Annotated in this window: 19 protein-coding genes and 1 pseudogene; 12 read left to right on the top strand and 8 right to left on the bottom strand. The window is 66.4% G+C overall.

Features of this window, described 5'->3' with window-relative positions; genetic code table 11:
• Positions 1-22: 22 nt before the first annotated feature.
• Together G3545_RS16210 and G3545_RS16205 are read left to right on the top strand one after the other, a co-directional pair.
• Positions 23-976, top strand: coding sequence for a D-2-hydroxyacid dehydrogenase (locus G3545_RS16210; RefSeq protein ID WP_170014319.1), 954 nt, complete (start codon positions 23-25; stop codon positions 974-976).
• Position 977: 1 nt separating this feature from the next.
• Positions 978-1850: an amidohydrolase family protein gene (locus tag G3545_RS16205; protein ID WP_170014318.1), complete on the top strand. Its 873-nt coding sequence runs from the start codon at positions 978-980 to the stop codon at positions 1848-1850.
• Positions 1851-2110: 260 nt separating this feature from the next.
• Here G3545_RS16205 and G3545_RS16200 read toward each other — a convergent pair whose 3' ends face one another.
• Positions 2111-2758 (bottom strand): hypothetical protein, encoded by a 648-nt coding sequence (locus G3545_RS16200; RefSeq protein ID WP_170014317.1) that lies wholly within the window; start codon positions 2756-2758, stop codon positions 2111-2113.
• Between the two features lie 63 nt (positions 2759-2821).
• The gene (locus G3545_RS16195) at positions 2822-3142 is read right to left on the bottom strand and encodes an NIPSNAP family protein (protein ID WP_170014316.1); all 321 of its coding nucleotides are present in this window, start codon (positions 3140-3142) and stop codon (positions 2822-2824) included.
• A 184-nt stretch (positions 3143-3326) separates the two neighbouring features.
• Here G3545_RS16195 and G3545_RS16190 point away from each other — a divergent pair, with 184 nt between their 5' ends.
• From G3545_RS16190 to G3545_RS16170, 5 genes and pseudogenes are all read left to right on the top strand, one after another.
• The gene (locus tag G3545_RS16190) at positions 3327-4136 is read left to right on the top strand and encodes an amidohydrolase family protein (RefSeq protein ID WP_170014315.1); all 810 of its coding nucleotides are present in this window, start codon (positions 3327-3329) and stop codon (positions 4134-4136) included.
• A gap of 102 nt (positions 4137-4238) precedes the next feature.
• Positions 4239-5039: a TetR/AcrR family transcriptional regulator gene (locus tag G3545_RS16185; RefSeq protein WP_170014314.1), complete on the top strand. Its 801-nt coding sequence runs from the start codon at positions 4239-4241 to the stop codon at positions 5037-5039.
• 239 nt (positions 5040-5278) lie between these two features.
• Positions 5279-6376: pseudogene (locus G3545_RS16180) on the top strand (IS481 family transposase); the annotation flags it as partial.
• A gap of 301 nt (positions 6377-6677) precedes the next feature.
• Positions 6678-7673, top strand: a complete 996-nt coding sequence (locus tag G3545_RS16175) for a dihydroxyacetone kinase subunit DhaK (RefSeq protein ID WP_170014313.1) — start codon at positions 6678-6680, stop codon at positions 7671-7673.
• A gap of 2 nt (positions 7674-7675) precedes the next feature.
• On the top strand, positions 7676-8287 hold the full coding sequence (locus G3545_RS16170; protein ID WP_170014312.1) for a dihydroxyacetone kinase subunit L: 612 nt from the start codon (positions 7676-7678) through the stop codon (positions 8285-8287).
• On the opposite strand, the gene G3545_RS16165 is transcribed toward G3545_RS16170, so the two are convergent.
• From G3545_RS16165 to G3545_RS16150, 4 genes are read right to left on the bottom strand one after another with little or no spacing between them, the layout of a single operon-like run.
• The gene (locus G3545_RS16165) at positions 8277-9032 is read right to left on the bottom strand and encodes a hypothetical protein (protein ID WP_170014311.1); all 756 of its coding nucleotides are present in this window, start codon (positions 9030-9032) and stop codon (positions 8277-8279) included. The two genes, G3545_RS16170 and G3545_RS16165, sit on opposite strands and share 11 nt — an antisense overlap.
• A gap of 13 nt (positions 9033-9045) precedes the next feature.
• Entirely contained in the window at positions 9046-9789 is a 744-nt protein-coding gene (locus G3545_RS16160; protein ID WP_170014310.1) for an aldolase/citrate lyase family protein, read from the bottom strand.
• A gap of 24 nt (positions 9790-9813) precedes the next feature.
• Entirely contained in the window at positions 9814-10782 is a 969-nt protein-coding gene (locus G3545_RS16155; protein WP_170014309.1) for a D-2-hydroxyacid dehydrogenase family protein, read from the bottom strand.
• Positions 10779-11552, bottom strand: a complete 774-nt coding sequence (locus tag G3545_RS16150) for an alpha/beta hydrolase (protein WP_170014308.1) — start codon at positions 11550-11552, stop codon at positions 10779-10781. The genes G3545_RS16155 and G3545_RS16150 overlap by 4 nt, the downstream gene beginning before the upstream one ends.
• A gap of 230 nt (positions 11553-11782) precedes the next feature.
• Here G3545_RS16150 and G3545_RS16145 point away from each other — a divergent pair, with 230 nt between their 5' ends.
• Positions 11783-12682, top strand: a complete 900-nt coding sequence (locus G3545_RS16145) for a LysR family transcriptional regulator (protein ID WP_170014307.1) — start codon at positions 11783-11785, stop codon at positions 12680-12682.
• Between the two features lie 126 nt (positions 12683-12808).
• Here G3545_RS16145 and G3545_RS16140 read toward each other — a convergent pair whose 3' ends face one another.
• A complete protein-coding gene (locus G3545_RS16140; RefSeq protein WP_206151266.1) occupies positions 12809-13564 on the bottom strand; it encodes a GntR family transcriptional regulator in 756 nt (251 codons plus the stop codon).
• An 88-nt stretch (positions 13565-13652) separates the two neighbouring features.
• The gene (locus tag G3545_RS16135) at positions 13653-14474 is read right to left on the bottom strand and encodes a sugar phosphate isomerase/epimerase family protein (RefSeq protein WP_170014306.1); all 822 of its coding nucleotides are present in this window, start codon (positions 14472-14474) and stop codon (positions 13653-13655) included.
• A 383-nt stretch (positions 14475-14857) separates the two neighbouring features.
• Here G3545_RS16135 and G3545_RS16130 point away from each other — a divergent pair, with 383 nt between their 5' ends.
• The 4 genes from G3545_RS16130 (at position 14858) to G3545_RS16115 (ending at position 18914) form a co-directional block, all read left to right on the top strand.
• Entirely contained in the window at positions 14858-15799 is a 942-nt protein-coding gene (locus tag G3545_RS16130; protein WP_170014305.1) for an NAD(P)-dependent oxidoreductase, read from the top strand.
• A 90-nt stretch (positions 15800-15889) separates the two neighbouring features.
• Entirely contained in the window at positions 15890-16864 is a 975-nt protein-coding gene (locus G3545_RS16125) for a tripartite tricarboxylate transporter substrate binding protein (RefSeq protein ID WP_170014304.1), read from the top strand.
• Between the two features lie 15 nt (positions 16865-16879).
• Positions 16880-17374: a tripartite tricarboxylate transporter TctB family protein gene (locus tag G3545_RS16120; protein ID WP_170014303.1), complete on the top strand. Its 495-nt coding sequence runs from the start codon at positions 16880-16882 to the stop codon at positions 17372-17374.
• Positions 17375-17396: 22 nt separating this feature from the next.
• Complete coding sequence (locus tag G3545_RS16115) at positions 17397-18914, top strand: tripartite tricarboxylate transporter permease (RefSeq protein ID WP_246702433.1); 1518 nt, start codon at positions 17397-17399, stop codon at positions 18912-18914.
• Position 18915 lies beyond the last annotated feature (1 nt).

Raw genomic sequence — 18915 nt, 5'->3', positions numbered from 1 at the left:
TGAGCCACGGAACCCGATCCGCTTGAGCCAGCAGCGTCCGAAAACGGTCATTTTCCACCCGAGGGCCGAGCTCTATCGCACACTGCTGGGCGAGGCCGGCGCGGATTCCGAACTGCGCGCCGTGACCGACGAGGCACAACTGGGCGAGGCGATCGCGGACGCCGACATACTGATCACGCTGGGCTGTCCGCCGGTCGTCATCGAGCGCGGCCGCGCGCTGCGCTGGATCCAGACCGTAAGCTCGGGCGTCGACACGCTGTTGCCGCATCGCGACGCGCTACGCAATGTCATCGTCACCAATGCCCGCGGCATCCATGTCGACCAGATCGGCGACTATGCGATGACGGCGATGCTGATGCTGCAATGGGATCTCCCGCGGATGCTGCGTAGCCAGGCCGCCCGCCGCTGGGACCGCGACGGCAAGATGCCGCTCGCCGGCCGCACGCTCGGCATCATCGGCCTCGGGGCCGTAGCGCAGGGTGTCGTGCGCCGGGCGCTGGCGAGCGAGATGGAGGTGATCGGCCTCAGCCGCAGCGGCGCTCCGGTCGAAGGAGTCTCCAGCGTCTACACGCCGGACCGGTTGCACCAGATGCTGCCGCGCTGCGATTTCGTGCTGCTCATCGTGCCCGCCACCGCCGAGACCGAGCGGATGATCGACGCTGCCGCGCTCGCGGCGATGAAGGATAGCGCCTTCCTCCTCAACTTCGCCCGCGGTTCGATCGTCGACGAGAAGGCGCTGATCGCCGCCCTGGCAGACGGCGTCATTGCGGGGGCGGCGCTTGACGTCTTCGCCGTCGAGCCGCTGCCGTCGGACAGCCCGCTCTGGACCATGCCGAACGTCATCATCACCCCGCACCTCGCCGGCATGAGCGCCGATTACGAGGAGAGGGTGGTGCGTTCCTTCCTCGACAATCTCCCGCGCTTCCGGCGCGGTGAGGCGCTCCGCAACCGTGTCGATCTTTTCCGGGGGTATTGAGATGGCAGAAAACAGGATCGCGATGCGCGGCATCTGCGACAGCCACATGCATGTGTTCGGCCCGATCGACCGCTATCCCGGCGCGCCGGATCGCACCTACACGCCGGCGCAGATGGGGCTTGCGGAGTATGCGCCGATCGCCGCCAGACTCGGCGTCGAGCGCATCGTCATCGTACAGCCGAGCGCCTATGGCACCGACAACCGCGCGACGCTCGACGGCATGCGCGCCTTTGGCGACAACGCCCGCGCCATCGTGGTGATCGATGACGGCTTCTCCGACGAGACACTGGCCGATCTCGACCGCGATGGCGTGCGCGGCATAAGGCTCAATCTGATGACGCCGCGCATCAAGGATTCGCTCGCCGCCGAGGCGACCCTGCTGCGCGCCGCCGAACGCATCGCCGGGCTCGGCTGGCACATCCAGATCTATGCCGATCTCGAACTCGTCGCTTTGCTGGCCCCCGCCGCGCGCAAGTCGCGGGTGCCGGTGGTGTTCGACCATATGGGCGGTTCGAGCGAGAAAGGCGGCACTGACGTCCCCGGCTTCCGTGCCTTGATCAGCCTGCTGCGCGATGGCCATTGCTGGGTGAAGCTGTCCGGCGCCGACATCGTGACCTGGCAGAACAGTGACTTCACGGGCGCGACGCCGTTCGCCCGCGCCATCATCGAGGCCAACGACACCCAGCTGGTCTGGGGCAGCGACTGGCCGCATCTGGTGCACCAGCACGCCGGCACCGGCGACGCCGCCCCGCCCGCCGCCTATCGCCCGGTGGTCGAGCAAGCGCTGCTCGCCGCGCTCGCCGGGTGGGCCGGCGACGAGGACACGCTGCGCGCCATCCTGGTCGAGAACCCGGCGCGGCTCTATCGGTTCTGAGCGACTGACATCGTCGTCCCGGACGGCCAAACGCCGATCCGGGCTCGCGAGAATTCCGGGTGCGAGGGTGAATTCCTCCCTCTCCCCGTTGGGGAGAGGGTTGGGGTGAGGGGGCTCTGCGGCTCCGCAATCGCGTAGCCCCTCACCGACCCGCTTCGCGGGCCACCTCTCCCCAACGGGGAGAGGGAAGTAGATGCTGGCGCGGTAGGTGGCTCGCGATCCGGGGCCGGTCGCACGATGCCATTCCTTGATCCCCGCCCTCACGTCCCCTTCGGATATGCCCCTGCCAGGCGGCGCTCATAGCGCGTATAGACATTCACCAGATCGAGATGGCGCTTGGCCGCGCCGAACGCGGCCACCGCGCCGGCCGGCGGTGTCCACGGCGCGTGAAGCTCGATCATCCCGATCAGGTCGGTGCCATCCGGCTGCTGCGCCTCGAACACGCGGATCTGCGCGGTTTCCGGCTGACCCTCATAGATGGCGCGCAGGCCGTCGATGATCTGCGGCCCGGTGTCTTCGGGCACCTGCCGGAACCGCCACAGAGCAAGGCGCGAGAAGCTGCCATTCCGCCCGAGCAATGCATTGCCGGGATAGATCTGCCGCGCCCCGGCGCGGTACTGGCCCCACACCTTGGAGACCACGCGCTCGGTCCAGAGCGTGTAGTTCTGACCGGCGATCTTCGCATACTCCGGACCGTCCAGGACCTCGACATTCTCAAGGTCATAGAGCGCGATATAGCGCGGCCAGCCCTCCAGGCAGACCATGCGGACGGCGGTGAGGAAGCCGATGGTGTCGCGGCGCTCGGGAAAGTGCTCGGTGTCGTACCATTGCTGGAACTCGTCCTCGAGCCCGGCGGGCGGCTCCATGGTGGCGAGGAGAAGGCCCGTCTGCGCCGATGTGCTGGTCATGCGCCTTGATCCGATCGGTCTGAAATCATTTATGGAATCGTCAATTGAACCAAGGCGCTGCCGTCACTGCACCGGCGAGAAGTTGGTCGGCGTGATGAAGCGGTTCTCGGTGTGCACCAGCAGCCCGCCTTCGCCGAGGCGCCGCAGATACTCCTGCCAGGCCGGATCCTTCGCCAGTTCGGCGCGCCGGCTCTCGCGGTCGGCCTGGCTGTCAAAGGCCCAGAGGTGAACCACCTGGTTGAGCTGGCCCTCGAGGCCGGTGTACCAGCCGAGGCAGCGGCCAAGATATTTCTGGTGCAGCGGCCAGGCGAATTCCTTGTAGAACGCCACGAAATCCCCGACGCGGCCGGGTTTCACCGTGTAGATGCGCATATCGACGATCATGTCTTCCCCGTCCGCGATTCCGCGGCAGCGACTTTTCTCGCGCGCCGTACGCTGCCGGCTTGACGCGCGCTAATTCATAGACCACTCAATAAAGGGTCTCAATAGCCGCGGCGAAATTCAGGGGGAACGATTCATGGAGCCATGCCAAGGACCGCGCGAGGTTACCAGTGCGCCGCGGTTTTCCGTGCCTGCGCTCGCCTGCGATTGCCATTCGCACATTCTCGGGCCGACCGATCGCTACCCCTATGTGCCGAACCGCAGCTTCACGCCGCCGGATGCCTCGCCGGCCTCCTATCTCGCCATGCTCGACGCGCTCGGCATCGAGCGCATGGTTGTGGTGCAGCCAAGCGTCTACGGTTCCGATAACCGCCGCACTGCCGACGCTGTGGGCGAACTCGGCGTCCACCGTGCCCGCGGCGTCGCCATGGTCGGCGAGAACGTCACCACGGCCGAACTGAAGGCGCTGGACGATGCCGGCATCCGCGCCACGCGCTTCATCACCACGGCGGGCGGCGGCCCCTCGCTCGACAATCTGCCCGGCGTCGCCCGCAAGATCGCCGATTTCGGCTGGCACATCGAGATGTATGTGCCGCTCGACACCTGGCCGAAGGTGCTGCCGGTGATCGAGACGCTGCCGGTCCCGGTGGTGTTCGACCACATGGGTGGGCTGAAGGCGGACGTCGCCGCGGACGACCCGCTGATGGTCGAGATCCTGCGGTTGCTCAAGACCGGCAAGCACTGGGTGAAGCTGTGCGGCTATCGCAACTCGCAGACCGGCCACCCCTATGCCGACGTCGCCAATCTTGGGCGGCGTTTCGTCTCGGCGGTGCCGGATCGCTGCGTGTGGGGCACCGATTGGCCGCACACCTCGATCAAGGGCTATATGCCGGATGATGGCGACCTGATGAATCTTCTGGAAGATTGGGCCCCGGACGCGGACATTCGCCACAAGATACTGGTCGATAATCCGGCCCGGCTCTATCGCTTTAGCTAGTGCCATGAGGACAGTACGATATGGGTGGCTTTCCTTTCGGTCGGAGGACTGCTAGCGCTTAGGTAAAGCACCGTTTGTGCAAGGTAGAGCGAGATTTCCAGCGTGGCCGCAAAGTCTAGACAGCGACGCCAGCCGACAGATGACGCCTCCGGTGAAGTGAAGCCGGAAGCGCCGGGCGAAGGCCGCCCGCGTCGGCGCATGCTGGCCTCCGAGCGCGAGGAGCTGATCCTGGTGCAGGCGACGCGCTATTTCGCGGAGTTCGGCCTCAGCGCCGGCACCATCGAGCTGGCGCGGCGCATCGGCATCACCCAGCCCCTGCTCTATAAATACTTCCCGACCAAGGAAGCTCTTCTCATCAAGATCTACGACCGGCTGTTCCCGCAGAATTGGAGCCCGGCGCTGGAGACCTTGCTGGAAGACGAGACGCTGTCGGTGCGCAAGCGGCTGACGCAGTTCTACCAGCAGTTCACCGAAACCGTGCTCACTTACGACCACGTCCGGCTGTTCCTGTTCAGCGGCCTGACCAACAGCGCGCTGAATGCGCGCTATTACAGCATCCTCACCGAGCGGATTTTCACGCGCGTCGTTGCCGCGCTGCGGACGGAAAGCCTTGGCGAGAAGGTGGACGGCCCGATCACCGACTTCGAGATGGAACTGGTGCAGTCGCTCCACGCTGCCGTCTACCACGTCGCCTTCCGGCGCTGGCTGCATGGGCTGACCGTGGAATCCGACCTCAATGAGCTGATCGCGCGCAAGGTCGATTTCTACCTCGACGGCGCTACCAGGAGCATGAAGGCGCTCCACACCGTCAAGCCCAAGCTCGCCACTGCGAAGCCGGTGACGAAAAACCCGGCCCCGGTTTCGCCCGCGAAGAAGGCTGGGCCGAAGCGCCGAGGGACTTGAGCGAAGTCTCCCGAGACCAGCAACGTCATCCTTCGAGGCTCGCTACGCTCGGACCTGAGAGGCTGACCGAAAACTCCAATTTGCCCTCATCCCCGGGCTTGACCCGGGGATCCAGCCCCTCCGCATGCACCCGGTTGAAGTCTGGATCCCCGGGCTTGATGTTTGTTCTGGATACATGGCTGACAGGTGTTCGGAGACATGCCTGACACTTTTGGGGCTTTTGGCCCTGGGAGGTCGGGATGGTCTGGCGGGAGGCATCTGTGGCGGATCAGCGGCGGGAGTTCTGTTTGCTGGCGAGCCTTGAGGGGGCAAACGTCTCGGCGCTGTGCGCGGGCTTCGGGATCAGCCGGCAGACCGGCTATGTGTGGCTGCGCCGCTACCGCGCCGGCGAGGCGCTGACGGAGCGCTCGCGGCGCCCGCATGCGAGCCCGCGGCGTAGCGCGGCGGATCTGGAGGCCCGGATCCTGGCGCTGCGCGATGCCCATCCGGCGTGGGGCGCGCGCAAGCTGGCGCGGCTGCTGGAGGACGCGGCGGCCCCCTCGACGGTGCATGCGGTGCTGGCCCGCCATGACCGGATCGCGCCGGCCGCGCGCCGGCCGCAGGCCTATGGCCGGTTCGAGCGGGCGACGCCGAACGAGCTGTGGCAGATGGATTTCAAGGGGCGGGTGCAACTCGCCTGCGGCACGTGGTGCCATACGCTGACGGTGATCGACGATCATTCGCGCTACGCCGTGGTGCTGGAGGCGTGCGCCGACGAACAGACCGCCACGGTGCGCGCCCGGCTGGAGCCGGCGCTGCGCCGCCACGGCCTGCCGCAGGCCATCTATGTCGACAATGGCGCGCCTTGGGGCGGCGGCCGCCCGGGGCAGTGGACGCCGCTGCGGGTCTGGCTGCTCAAGCTCGGCATCCGCACCATTCCGGCCCGTCCCCACCACCCGCAGGGCCGCGGCAAGAACGAGCGCTTCCACCGCAGCCTTGCCGACGAGGTGTTCGACCTCGCCATCCTGCGCGGCCTCGATCAGGCCCAGGCCGCGCTCGAAGCCTGGCGCGAGGACTACAACCATGTCCGCCCGCACCAGGGGATCGGCCTCGCCGTGCCGGCCAGCCGCTACCGACCCTCGCCGCGGCCCTTCCCGGAGCGCCTGCCCACACCGCACTATGACAGCGCCGAGATCGTCCGCCGGGTCGGCACCACCAAGGCCTATGTCGGCTTCAACAACCGGCTCTGGAAGGTGCCCAAGGCGTTCCGCGGCGAACTCCTCGCCATCCGCCCGCACAAGCGCGACGGCCTTTATGCCGTCTGCTTCGGCGCCACCAGAATCACAACCATCGACCTCAAAAAGCCCCCACACGACCCGCCCTGACTGTCAGGCATGTCTCCGAACACCTGTCAGGGATGTCTCCGGTCTTTACATCAAGCCCGGGGATGAGGGTGGAAAGGGGCTCCTCTCAACGGATACGTCGAATTTCGAGTCAGGCTCTCAGGATGACGTCGTTGGGTAATCTGCCCCTCGTACAGGCCCTTCCCGTGGGCCTCGTGAAATGTCGCGCAGAAGACTTTGTCGGCGCGCCTATCCATGCTATTTCGCGAGCTATAATTAAGCCGCGTCCGCGCGCCCAGGGCAATCGGGAAACGCCATGAAAAAGCTGATGAATACGGCCGATCGCTTTGTCGACGAGATGCTCGACGGGCTGGTCGCCGCGCATCCCTCGCTCAAGCGCACCACGCCCGGCAGCCGGGTCATCGTGTCGAGCGCCGGGGCGCCTTCGGGCCGCGTCGGCATCGTCTCCGGTGGCGGCTCGGGCCATCTGCCGCTGTTCACCGGCTATGTCGGTCCGGGCCTTCTCGACGCGTGCAGCATCGGCGACGTGTTCGCCGGCCCGACCGTCGATGCCTGCGAAGAGGCGATGCGCGCCGCCAGCGGCGGGCGGGGCGTGCTGCGGCTCTATGGCAATTATGGCGGCGACCGCATGAATTTCGACCTCGCCGGCGAGCTGCTGGAAGCCGAGGGCATCGAATCCACCACGGTGCTCGGCACCGACGACATCGCCAGCGCCGGCCCTGGCGAAGCCGAGAAGCGGCGCGGCGTCGCCGGCATCATCTATGCCTACAAGATCGCCGGCGCGGCGGCTGCCACCGGAGCGGACCTTGAGGAGGTGACGCGGCTCGCCCAGAAGGCGGTCGACCGCACCCGCACCATCGGCATCGCGCTCGCCCCCTGCCAGGTACCGGGCGCTGACAAGCCGACCTTCAGCATTGCCGATGACGAGATCGAGATGGGCATGGGCATCCATGGCGAGCCCGGCATCTGGCGCGACAAGATCAAGCCGGCCGACGCCATCGCCGACGAGATGGTCGAGCGCCTGCTGGCCGAGACCCCGGAAGGCGCCGAGGGCCGCGTCTCGGTGCTGGTCAACAGCCTTGGCGCGACGCCGCTGGAAGAGCTGTTCATCATCTATCGCCGGGTGCGCGAGGTGCTCGGGCGCGAGGGCTACGAGATCGACCGGCCGCTGGTCGGCCATTACGTGACCTCGATGGAGATGGCCGGCTGCTCGATCAGCCTGTTCCATAGCGACCGCGAACTGGCGCCGCTACTCGCGGCTCCGGCCCGCTGCCCGTTCTGGACGGTGTGACCATGGGGCTGAGCGTTGCCGATCTGCGCCGCGCCTGCGCCGATATCGCCGCCCGCATGCCGTCTCTGGAGCCGATGCTGAACGAGGCGGACAGCCGGCTTGGCGATGGCGATACCGGCATCATGCTGCGCCGCGTGTTCGAGAAGGTGGCGGAAGCCGCCTCGGGCGCGCCGGACGATGTCGCCGGCTTCTTCCGTGCCATCGGGCGGGCCAGCGCCGGCGCCACCGGATCGAGCCTCGGCACGCTGCTGACCACCGCCTTCCTCACCATCGCCAAGGCCGGCGAGGGGAGGTCCGAGATTGCCTGGAACGACCTCGGTGCCCAGCTCGGCGCGGCGCGCGACGCCATGATGGCGCGCGGGCGTGCCTCGCTGGGTGACAAGACCGTGCTCGATGCGCTCGACGCGGTGGCTCAGGCGATCGCCGGGCTCGATGATCCCGAAGCCATCAAGCGCGCCGCGCTCGGGGCGGCGCAGGGCGCGCTCGACACCTTCCGCGACCGGCCCTGCAAGATCGGCCGCGCCCGCATGTTTGCGGAGAAGAGCATCGGCATGGACGATCCCGGCATGCTGGCCTTCGTCCGCCTGGTCGAGACGCTCTGCGCTACGCGGTGAAATCGAGCCTCAGCTTGCCGAACGGGCCGACATCGGCTTCCACCAGGTCGCCGGGCTTGGCATACAGCAGGCCGGTATAGGTGCCGGTGGTGAGGATGGTGCCGCGCGGCAGCGTGCGCGCGCGCAGCGGCGCGTTGAGGAAGGCCAGCGCCGGCAGCCTCGGATCGCCGGCCGCATGTCCGCCGACCACATCCGCCACGATCTGCCCGCTGAAGCTCAGCGTGATCGCCAGCTTTTCCAGATTGATGGAACGCCAGTCGGCCAGCGGCGCGCCGCAGACGATGCCGCCATTCGACATGAGGTCGCCGGCGCGGTGCAGCGGCGGCGTGCCGGTGTAGCTGGTGAAGCGGCTATCCACGATTTCCAGCAGCGGCAGCGCGGTGGCCGCCTCGTCGAAGCGCGCCTTGGTCCAGTCGAGATCGTCGGCGGCGACGTCCCGGTCGAGCCGGAAGGCGATCTCCACCTCGACGCCGAGCAGCGGCACCAGTGCCGCCTCCACTCGCGCCGGACTGGTGAACACGCGCGAGCCGAGCACGGCGCCCCACATTACCGAGGCGCTGCCGGTGCCGGCGATCTTGTAGCCGGCAATCGTCTCGCCGAGCTGCGCGACGGTGCGGTCCTGCACCGCCGCCGCATCCGCGAAGGATTGCGGCTGCGCGGCTTCCGGCAGAGCCGGCAAAAGCTGCCGCTCGCGCCGTGCCGCGATCAGCAGGCGGGCGGCTTCGTCAATCTGCGTCTGGTCCACGATGCGCCTGCTTTCAATAGGCCTTGCCGGTCGGCGTCTCGATCAGCTGCCGGGCACCGGCGAGGATGACCTGGTTGATCCAGGCGAACTTCATGAAGTCCTCGCGGATCGGCTTGCCGGCGGCACGGATACGCTCCGCACCTTCCTTGTAGCGGCGCTGCACTTCCGGGTGGTTCGGCTCGCCGGGATAGCCGAGATCCTGCGCGAAGTCGTTCATGCCGAAGCTGAGATAATCGACCCCCGGAAGCGCGGCGATGGCGGGGGCGGCTTCGAGGCCGGATTCCGTCTCGATCATGATGCCGACCGAGACCGCCCCGTTGCACATGGCGAGATGCGCCGGCAGGTCGGCGATGGTGAGGAAATGCGGGCGCCCGCCGCCGAACGAGCGGTTGCCGAGCGGACGGAAATAAATGGCGTCGAGCGCCTCTTTGGCGTCGTCGACCGAGCAGACATGCGGCACCACGATGCCGCGAAGGCCACGATCGAGGAAATGCGTGATGGTGCTGGACTTGCGATCCGGCACGCGGGCGATCGGCACCATGCCGTGCCGCTCGGCGGCAATGCAGGAGGCCTCCAGATCACGCGTCTCGAACGAGCCGTGCTCGCCGTCGAGATAGACGAAGTCCAGCTCCAAGGGCGCCAGCACCTCGATGCCGGTTGCCGAGGGGAAGGTGAAGTGCATGCCGCGTATGATCTCCCGCGAGGCGGCAGCCTTCTTCACGGCATTGGAATGCCAGCTCGTGTCACGTGCGGTCATGGGTCGGCCCTGTTGGGTATGGGATCAGGCGGGAGGCGGCATCAGCCGGATCGGCGCGCCGGCGAGGAAGGCGAGGGTATTCTCGACCGACTGGCGGTAGAACACCTCGAACGTATGGCGTACGCCGAAGCCGAGATGCGGGGAGAGCACCGCGTTCGGCGCGTCCATCAAGGGATGGCCGAGCGGGAGCGGTTCCTGGCCATAGACGTCGAAGGCACCGATGATCGCACCGCGCTTCAGCGCGTCGAGGAGCGGGGCTTCCTCGATCAGCGGCCAGCGCGAGGTGTTGACCAGGATGGCGCCCGGCTTCATCAGCGCGAGGTCTTCCGCACCGAGGATGCCGCGGGTCGCCGGCGCCAGCACCAGATGCATGCTGACGACATCGGCCTGGCGCAATAGGTCGGCCTTGTCGGCGAATTCGACACCGGCCGCACTCGCCCGCTCCGGCGTGAGGTTCGGGCTCCACGCCACCACCTTCATGCCGAGCGCCTTGGCATAGCCGGCGACCATGGTGCCGAGCTTGCCGAGCCCGACCAGGCCGAGCGTGCGGCCCTTCAGCGCGAAGCCGGCGGGAATGCCGCTCTGGAAGCGCCCAGCGCGTAGCGCGGCGTCGCCGGCGGGAACCTGCCGGGCGGCGCACAGCATCAGGCACAGAGCGAGTTCTGCGGTGGCTTCGCCGCCTTCGCCAGCCTCGGTCCGGCACACCGTCACGCCGCGCGCCATCAAGGCACCGATGTCGACGGATGGGTTGCGCATGCCGGTGATGTTGAACAGCCGCAGCTTCGGCAGCCGCGCGATCACGCTTGCCGGAAAGCGGGTGCGCTCGCGCAAGGTGAGCAGGATGTCGAAGTCGGCGAGGCGCGCCACCAGCGCGTCCTCGTCGAACAGCGTGTCCTGGAAGAACACCACTTCGGCCTGGGCCTTGAGCGCCGACCAGTCGGCGCAGTCGGCGGCAATGCCCTGCCAGTCGTCGAGAACGGCGACCCGGGTCACGAGACGAACCTGCCGGCGGCGAGCTGTCCCGGCGTATGCTCGATCAGGAAGTCGCGGGCGCGCTCCAGCGCGGCGTCGCAATGCGCCTTGCCCTTCCAGGGATTGACGACCTCGGCCTTCATCAGCCGCGCGAGACTGGCCGAGACCAGCGGCGGGTGCATGCGGTCATTGCCCGGCATCAGCAAGGTCGGCGCACTGACGCGCCCCGCCGCGTTGCGGGTGATGCTGAAGACGAAGTCGCGGCCGAACATGCGCGGCCCCACCGCCCGCAAGGCCGAGGGTGAAACATCCGGCCGCGCGGCAAGGCCGCCGGACCATTGTGCGATCTGCTCGTCGAGCACGGTGCGGTTCTCTCCGGAAAGGCCGATGGGATTCTGCAGCACCAGCGAGGCGATCCGCCCCGGCGCGGCGTGCGCGAGAGCAAGCGCAAAGGAAACGCCGATGCAGGTGCCCAGGACATGGCACTTGTCGATGCCGAGCTCGTCCAGCAAAGCCAGATGGTCGGCAGTGTAGCAGGGCCAGTCATAGTCCGGCCCGATCTCGGCCCAGGAGCGTCCGGCATTGCGGACGTCGAGGGTGATGACCTTGAAGTCGCGGGCCAGCGCAGGAATCGGATTACGCCATTCCGGCACGGCGCAGTGCCCGGCGCGCGGTTTGCGCCAATGCTCGATGCGCGAGCCGAGGAAACCCGGCGCAAACAGCAGGACCGGGAAGCCCTTCCCGCTCACTTCATAATAGATCTCGCCGCGTTCGACGGAGAGTATCGGCATGGTTCGGCTCCAGAAGCGCTTGGCGTCGCCCTGCAGCCGTCGGATGAGGTGGATGGGGGAGGTGGCATCGGCATCGTGCCCGTACGTGCACGCCTTTGTCGCCGACCTTGCGAAGTCCTCCCGCATCCGCCGTGTTGTTGGTTCCGACGGTTTGCTGAAAGCAGCCTAGCAGCCTCCTACCTGTGGCAAAAATCGATTGTTTTTGACCATTATGATAGGTAAAAACTCTCATGACCGTCACATTGGCGCAGTTGAAGGCTTTCGAGCGCATCGCCCGGCTGGGCAGCTTCCACGCCGCCGCCAAGCATATCGGCATCACCCAGCCCAGCATCTCCCAGCGCATACGCGAGCTCGAGGCGACGCTCGGCGTCGCGCTCTTCACCCGCAACGGGCCGCGCGTCGCCATGACAGCGGAGGGCCACGCCCTCATCGAATATGCCGAGCGCGTGTTGGGCGCCGCGGACGATGTGGTGACCCGCTTCAGGAGCCGCGATCCGCTGCTCGGCCTGCTGCGGCTTGGTGTCAATGAGAGCTTCGCCCTGATCTGCCTGCCCGACCTGATGCGCCGGCTGGAACAGCGCTATTCGAAACCGAAGATCTCGGTGATGGTCGGCGACACCGGCGTGGTCAGCGGCCTGCTCAACAACCACCAGCTCGACCTCGCCGTGGTGTCGCAGCCGAATGTCGGCGCCCATATCAGGCAGATACCGGTTGGGCAGCATGAGCTGGCATGGATCGCCGGCCGCGGCTTCGACACGGGTTCCGGGCCGCTGGCGCCGGCGCAGATTGCCGGCCACCATCTCATCTGCAGCCCGCAATCGGCGCGGCTCTACGCCACCATGACCTCATGGTTCGCGAACGCCGGCGTGACGCCGGAGCGCGTCAGCATATGCAACAGCCTCTCCGTCACCATCCGGATGGTGCTGAGCGGCCTTGCCGTCGGCATGCTGCCGGTGCGCATCCTCGCCGCGGAGCTGGAGCGTGGTGATGCGGTGCGGGTGCCGGTCACCACACCGATCCCGGCGCACCGCGTCTCGCTCTGCTATCAGATCGCCGATTTCGGCCCCAATCTGCAGGCGGTGGTGGACCTGACCCGCGACCTGATCGTCGAGCACCGGCTGTTCCGGTAAGGACGGTCGACGCTAGAGCATTTCCCGATCAGATGGAATCATCTGATCGAAGAGGAATTGCTCCAGCTTGTTGAATCTAGAGAACTTTCTTGTCGTTCGGATGTTTCCATCCGAACGGAAAGGGCTCTAGGCCGTCGTGCTCTTGCGCAGGCGCTCGGTGATTTCCTTCAGGTCGCGCAGCATCGGCAGTTCGGTATGCTCGGGCGGCTGGTCCCATTTGATGTCGGACGACAGCAGCCGATCGCGCGCCGCGACGATGTGGCGCCGCATCAGTATCTCCGCCATCTCGCCGTCGCGGTCATAGATGGCGTCGACGATGCGAACATGGTCGCGGAAGGCCGGCACCTGGTCGGGACCGGTGGTGCGGTAGCGGCACAGCCGGATCAGCGAATAGAGGTCGCCGCACAATAGCCGCTTGAGCAGATAGGAGCCGGCACCGCTGGCGATGCGGTAATGGATATCTTCGTCGCCGAACGCCTGCGGATAGATGCGTCCCTCATGGGTGGCGAGATCCAGATGCTGTTGCAGCAGCTTCTTGAGGTTCTCCCGCTCCTCCGTGCTCATGCGCTCGGCGGCGAGGCGGGCAGCCAGCCCTTCCAGCACTTCGCGGATCTCGTAGATCTCGGCGAGGTCCGAGGGCGAGAGCGTGGTGACGCGCACGCCCAGATGCGGCAGCCGGACCACCAGTCCACCACCTTCCAGCCGGCGCAGGGCCTCGCGCAACGGGCCGCGACTGACGCCGAAGCGGGCGGCGAGCACCTCTTCACCAAGCTTGGTGCCCATCGGCAACCGGCCGCTGACGATCTCGAATTCGAGATCGCGGAAAATCCGGTCACCGCGCGTGAAGGTCTCCTCGCCCGGCATTCTCTCCCTGGTCTCCAATCACCTCTCCGGATTCTAGGATATCGGACCGGCCGAAGCAAAATACGAGCTGCCGTCGCAATGGGTCATTGCACCGGCAGCCGCCGGCTCAGCTCACATATTCGCCCATGCGGGCCAGTTTCTCACGCCCGTCGACCATGTCCTGCAACGTGCCGAAGGCGTTCATGTAATGGCCTTCGAAGCCGAGAGTGTCGAGCTTGCGGAACAGGCCGGGAAAGTCGAAATCGCCCTGGCCCGGCGAGAGGTGCTCCTCCTTGCCGTTGCGCCAGCAATCGGCGAGCCGCACCTCGTCGCAGCGGCGAATATCGAACGCGGCAAGGAAGGCATCGACGCCGTCCTCGACGATATGGGCATGGTTGGCGGTGAAGGCCCAGCGCAGCCGCGGCGAATCCAGCCGATCGAAATAATACAGCGTCTCTTCGACATTGTGCGCCAGGTAATGCACCTCGGCGTCGTCCGGCTCCCAGTTCATGTTCTCCAGTAGCAGCGTCAGCCCGATCTCCTCGGCATAGCCGACCAGGCGCTTGATGCGCTCCAGGCCCGCTTCCATGCGCAATTTGACATCGGAGGTGAAGTGGTAGCCGGCGTGGATCACCATCCACTCGCCGCCGAGCAGCTTGCAGGCATCCATATGGCCGCGCAGATAGCGCTCGACGCCGTCGCGCACATGAGGCGCGATCTCGGCGACATTGACGGCGGACATGGTGTGGATGCCGACATGGATGCCATTGATGTCGCATACGTCGCGGATGCCGCGCACGCGCTCCGGCGTCAGCGTCTCGATGGCGTTGGGCGCGACGTCGATCTTCAGGTCGAGATAGCGAATGCCGTGCTCGACCGCGGCCTTGAGGCCATCCTCGATCTTGTTGCGCTGGCCGAGGTCAACGCCGATCCTGTCCCGCAAATTCATCCCTGAACCCTCCCAAAGCGATCATTTCACAGGCGCGTGGGCCGCGCGGCCGAGCGTGGCGGCCGGCGATTGCCGATGTTCCGCGGCGCCGTCGCGGGTCGCAGCTTCGGCGGCCCATACATTCATCGCTCGCCATTCATTGTCAACAACGACAATTCAACGGAATGATTGCGGGCGCTGAAAGTCGGGTAATTTTCGACCGTTATCAAATGAATACAACAAAACTCCGATCTTTCTCGCTCTCATTCGTGGATTCGTTGTTGACAATGAAAACGGAGGCGTCGCATCCTCGGACACAGGAAACGTCATCGACCGGCCGCAAGAGCCGGAACCTCCGGAGAGCGCGCGGCATGCCGCGCGGCCCTCCGCGCTCGGAGCGGGGAATGAGGATCGGTTTCGTCGGGCTCGGCGCCATGGGCGGCCCCATGGCCCTGAATCTTCTGGACGCTGGCCACACCGTCCATGTGCACGCGCGCCGCCGTAGCTCGGCGGACGCCGCACTTGCCAGGGGCGGCATCTGGGCGGAGACGCCGAAGCAACTCGCCGGCGCGACTGATGTCGTCTTCGCCTCGCTACCCGGCCCTGCCGACGTCGAGGGTGTGGTCGAGGGCGAGAACGGTCTCGCCGCCGGCTTCCGGCCCGGCGCCGCCTTCATCGACCTTTCCACCAATTCGCCTGCCGTGGTCCGGCAGCTTCATGCCCGCCTCGCCGGCATCGAGGTCGCCATGCTCGACGCTCCGGTGAGCGGCGGTCCGAAAGGCGCCGCTTCGAAGAAGCTCGCCATCTGGACCAGCGGCAGCGCTGAAGCGTTCGAAACATTTCGCCCGGTGCTCGAACAGATGGGCGACCAGGTGCGCTATCTCGGCGAGATCGGCAGCGCCACCATCGCCAAGCTGGTCCATAATTGCGCGAACTACACCATCAATCTCGTCCTCGCCGAGGTCTTCACCTTGGGCGTGAAGGCCGGCCTCGATCCGCTGGCCCTGTTCGCCGCAGTCCGCCAGGGCTCGCTCGGGCGGCAAAGCACGATCGACCGCCTCGCTGACCATTTCCTGCCGGCCGAGTTCGACGTGCCGTCCTTCGCGCTCGCCTTGGCGCACAAGGACATCGCGCTCGCAACCGAACTCGGACGCATCCACGGCGTGCCGATGCGCCTCGCCAATCTGGCCTTTGCCGACATGACCGAGGCGCTCAACGAGGGCTGGGGGGCGCGGGATTCCCGTTCCCCGATGCTGCTGCAGGAGCGCCGCGCCGGCGTCGATATCCGCGTGCCGCGCGAGGCGCTCCAGGACCTCATGCAGAAGGAGAGACTGAACCGCGGGTGAGCATCCATCCCGTGCAAGGTCCGTAACGGACATCGCTCACGGTAATAGTCGGGGCGATATGAAGACCAACAACATCTATGGGAGGAAGACATGAAGCACGTATCCACCGGGCTGGCGGCGCTATCGTCCTTCGCGATGCTGGCGCTGACCTTGCCGACCCACGCTCAAGACCGAATTCCCTATCCGGTGAAGACCGTGACCATGGTCATGCAGTCGAGCCCCGGCTCGGGCGGCGACCTGTTCCTGCGCGAAGTCGCCAATACCGCCAACAAATATCTCGACGGCAATTTCGCGGTGGAGAACGTCACCGGCGGCTCCGGCGCCAAGGCCATGGCCTTCACCAACAAGGCGCCCGGCGACGGCAGCGTCCTGATGGGCGTGTCGCCGACCTACATCAACACCTCGATCATCAGCAAGCCGCCTGTGGTCTATGGCGACCTGCAGCCGATCGTTCGGCTGTTCCTCGATTCCGTCATCGTGTTCGTGAAGTCGGACAGCCGCTTCAAGTCGCTGACCGACGTGGTCAACGAAGCCAAGAAATCCCCGATGGGCGTGAAGGTGGCGGTCGGCGAGCCGGGCGGCCTCGAGACCCAGACCATGGTGGAACTGCAGAACAAGGCCGGCATCAAGCTCACCGTCATCAGCCACGATGGCGGCGGCGACGCGCTGATGAGCGTGCTCAACGGCACCGGCGACCTCGGCATCGGCGAGGCCGCCGAGCTCAAAGGTCAGCTCGATGCCGGTGCCATCCGCCCGATCGTGACCTATTCCGAGCGGCGCATCGCCGGCTTCCCCGATCTGCCGACCGCGCGCGAGCAGGGCATCGACATGGTGGTGCGCAAGTTCCGCGGCATCATCGGGCCGAAAAAGGTGACCCCGGAAGTCATCGCCGCCTGGGAGAAGGCGGTGCCGAAGATGCTGGAGGATCCCGCGTTCAAGGCCTGGTACACCGCCGGCTCGCTGACCCCGGCCTTCCAGCCGCATCAGGAATTTACTGCCTTCATCAACGAGTTCGGCGCGAACCAGAAGGCGTTTTTCCTCGCCAACAACATCATCAAGGATTGAGCGGAGGATAGCGCCATGCCGACCTCCGCCATTGCAGGCGTCTTCCTGCTGATCCTGTCGGGTCTCTACTGGATCGGCTCCGACGCCATCCCCAAGAGCGCCATGAGCGGCAGCGTCGGCGCCGACGGCCTGCCCAAGCTCCTCGCCGTGGTGCTGGCCGGCCTGTCGCTCATCCTCATCTACCAGTCCCTCGTGGTGCGGCCGTCGACGGCCGCACCCGAGGCGTTTCCGGAAGACGAGGATGGCGAATTCACGCGGCGGGGGCACTTCCTCGCCGCCGGGCTGCTCGCCATCGCCATCCTCTATGTTGTGATCCTTCCCTATGCCGGCTATGCGATCTCTGTCGGACTGCTGCTGCTCGCGGTGGCGATGTTCTACGGGCGGCGCCCGACGCTCGGCGTCATCGCCTTCGCGGTGATCGCGGCCGGCATCTTCTACCTGCTCTTCGTCACGGTTCTCGGCGTGCGCATGCCGGCGGGCGTGCTGCCCGATTTCATCGGCTGGCACTGACGGCGCCGGAAAGGATCACGCTGTGAACGAACTCTATTATGTCTGGCAGGGGATGACGTCCCCGACCGTCCTGATGGCGGCGATCGCCGGCGTGCTCTGGGGCATGTGCGGCGGCGCGCTGCCCGGCATCTCCACCGCGATCGCCATGTCGCTGGTGCTGCCCTTCACCTATGGCATGGACCCGTCCGCCGCCCTGGTGCTGCTCGGCGCCATCTATATCGGCTCCGAATATGGCGGCTCGATTCCGGCCATCCTGATCCGGACGCCGGCGTCCGGATCGTCGGCTGCCGCGGTGATTGACGGCTATGCCATGCACCGGCAGGGGCGGGGCGGGGAAGCGCTCGGCCTGTCGCTGGTGGGTGGCACCATCGGCGGCCTGATCGGCCTGCTGCTGCTGACGCTCTCGGCGCAGCAACTTTCCAAGGTGGCGCTGTTCTTCACGCCGCCGGCCTATTTCGCGCTCGGCATACTCGGCATCAGCGTCATCGCCTCGCTGTCCTCCGGCCAAGTGGTGAAAGGCCTGATCGCCGGCGTGCTCGGCCTGATGCTGGCGACGGTGGGCACCGACCCGGTATCCGGCGTCACCCGCTACACCTTTGGCTACGCCGAACTGCTCGGCGGCATCCCGGTCATCGTGGTGATGATGGGCATGTTCGCCATCAGCGAACTGATGATCCAGGCCCGCGAACGCGATTGGCCGGAACAGGTCACCGAGCGCTCCACGCGGCTGAAGTTGCCGAGCCTGAGGAAGCTCTGGCAATTGCGGGTGCCGCAGTTCATCGCCGTGGTGCTCGGCCTCATCGAGGGGCTGACGCCGGGCGGCGGCGGCTCGATTGCCGCCTTCATGTCCTACAACGAGGCCAAGCGCTGGTCGAAGGAGCCGGAGAAGTTCGGCAAGGGCTCCGAGGAAGGCGTGATCGCGCCGGAGACCGCGAACAATGTGGTCGCGCTCACCGCACTGATCCCGACGCTGAGCTTCGGCATTCCCGGCACCAGCACCGCGGCGATCCTGCTGGCGGCGCTGCTGATCCATGGCCTGCATCCCGGGCCGATGCTGTTCAGCAGCCATCCGGATGTCGTCTACCGGCTGTTCGGCGGGCTGTTCGTCGCCAATATCGGCATGTTCGTGTTCGGCCTCATCATATTGAGCCCGATCATCTGGCTGGTGAACCGGCCACGCGCTTTCCTGCGCGCCGGCATTTTCGCCCTGATCTTCTCCGGCATCTATTCGGTCGATGGCAGCGAATTCGACCTCTATCTCGTGCTGGCCATCGGCGTCGTCGGCTATCTGCTCAGGGCGCTCGACTTTCCCTTCCTGCCCTTCGTCCTCGCCGTCGTGCTCGGCTACATGATCGAGGCGAATTACCGCCGATCGCTGCTCATCTCCAATGGCGACCACCTGGTGTTCCTGCAGAACCCGATCAGCGCGTGCCTCCTGGCGCTCGCCGCAATCTTCGTCCTGGCGCCGCTCTACCGGCAGCTCCGCACCGGCCGCAGGCCCGCCGCGGATCCCGCAACCACGCCTCCACTGAAAGGATAGC

Origin of the sequence: Starkeya sp. ORNL1 (genome assembly GCF_012971745.1) — a bacterium.
Classification (GTDB): Bacteria; Pseudomonadota; Alphaproteobacteria; order Rhizobiales; family Xanthobacteraceae; genus Ancylobacter.
Note: the sequence above shows the minus strand (reverse complement) of the source record. Positions and strands in the feature narration are given on the sequence as shown.

What these genes read in the sequence shown, in the direction of transcription:
- G3545_RS16175 (WP_170014313.1), top strand. Translation starts at nt 6,678, where the DNA reads ATGAAAAAGCTGATGAATACGGCCGATCGCTTTGTCGACGAGATGCTC.
- G3545_RS16170 (WP_170014312.1), top strand. Translation starts at nt 7,676, where the DNA reads ATGGGGCTGAGCGTTGCCGATCTGCGCCGCGCCTGCGCCGATATCGCC.
- G3545_RS16205 (WP_170014318.1), top strand. Translation starts at nt 978, where the DNA reads ATGGCAGAAAACAGGATCGCGATGCGCGGCATCTGCGACAGCCACATG.
- G3545_RS16145 (WP_170014307.1), top strand. Translation starts at nt 11,783, where the DNA reads ATGACCGTCACATTGGCGCAGTTGAAGGCTTTCGAGCGCATCGCCCGG.
- G3545_RS16135 (WP_170014306.1), bottom strand. Translation starts at nt 14,474, where the DNA reads ATGAATTTGCGGGACAGGATCGGCGTTGACCTCGGCCAGCGCAACAAG.
- G3545_RS16200 (WP_170014317.1), bottom strand. Translation starts at nt 2,758, where the DNA reads ATGACCAGCACATCGGCGCAGACGGGCCTTCTCCTCGCCACCATGGAG.
- G3545_RS16120 (WP_170014303.1), top strand. Translation starts at nt 16,880, where the DNA reads ATGCCGACCTCCGCCATTGCAGGCGTCTTCCTGCTGATCCTGTCGGGT.
- G3545_RS16125 (WP_170014304.1), top strand. Translation starts at nt 15,890, where the DNA reads ATGAAGCACGTATCCACCGGGCTGGCGGCGCTATCGTCCTTCGCGATG.
- G3545_RS16195 (WP_170014316.1), bottom strand. Translation starts at nt 3,142, where the DNA reads ATGATCGTCGATATGCGCATCTACACGGTGAAACCCGGCCGCGTCGGG.
- G3545_RS16150 (WP_170014308.1), bottom strand. Translation starts at nt 11,552, where the DNA reads ATGCCGATACTCTCCGTCGAACGCGGCGAGATCTATTATGAAGTGAGC.
- G3545_RS16130 (WP_170014305.1), top strand. Translation starts at nt 14,858, where the DNA reads ATGAGGATCGGTTTCGTCGGGCTCGGCGCCATGGGCGGCCCCATGGCC.
- G3545_RS16160 (WP_170014310.1), bottom strand. Translation starts at nt 9,789, where the DNA reads ATGACCGCACGTGACACGAGCTGGCATTCCAATGCCGTGAAGAAGGCT.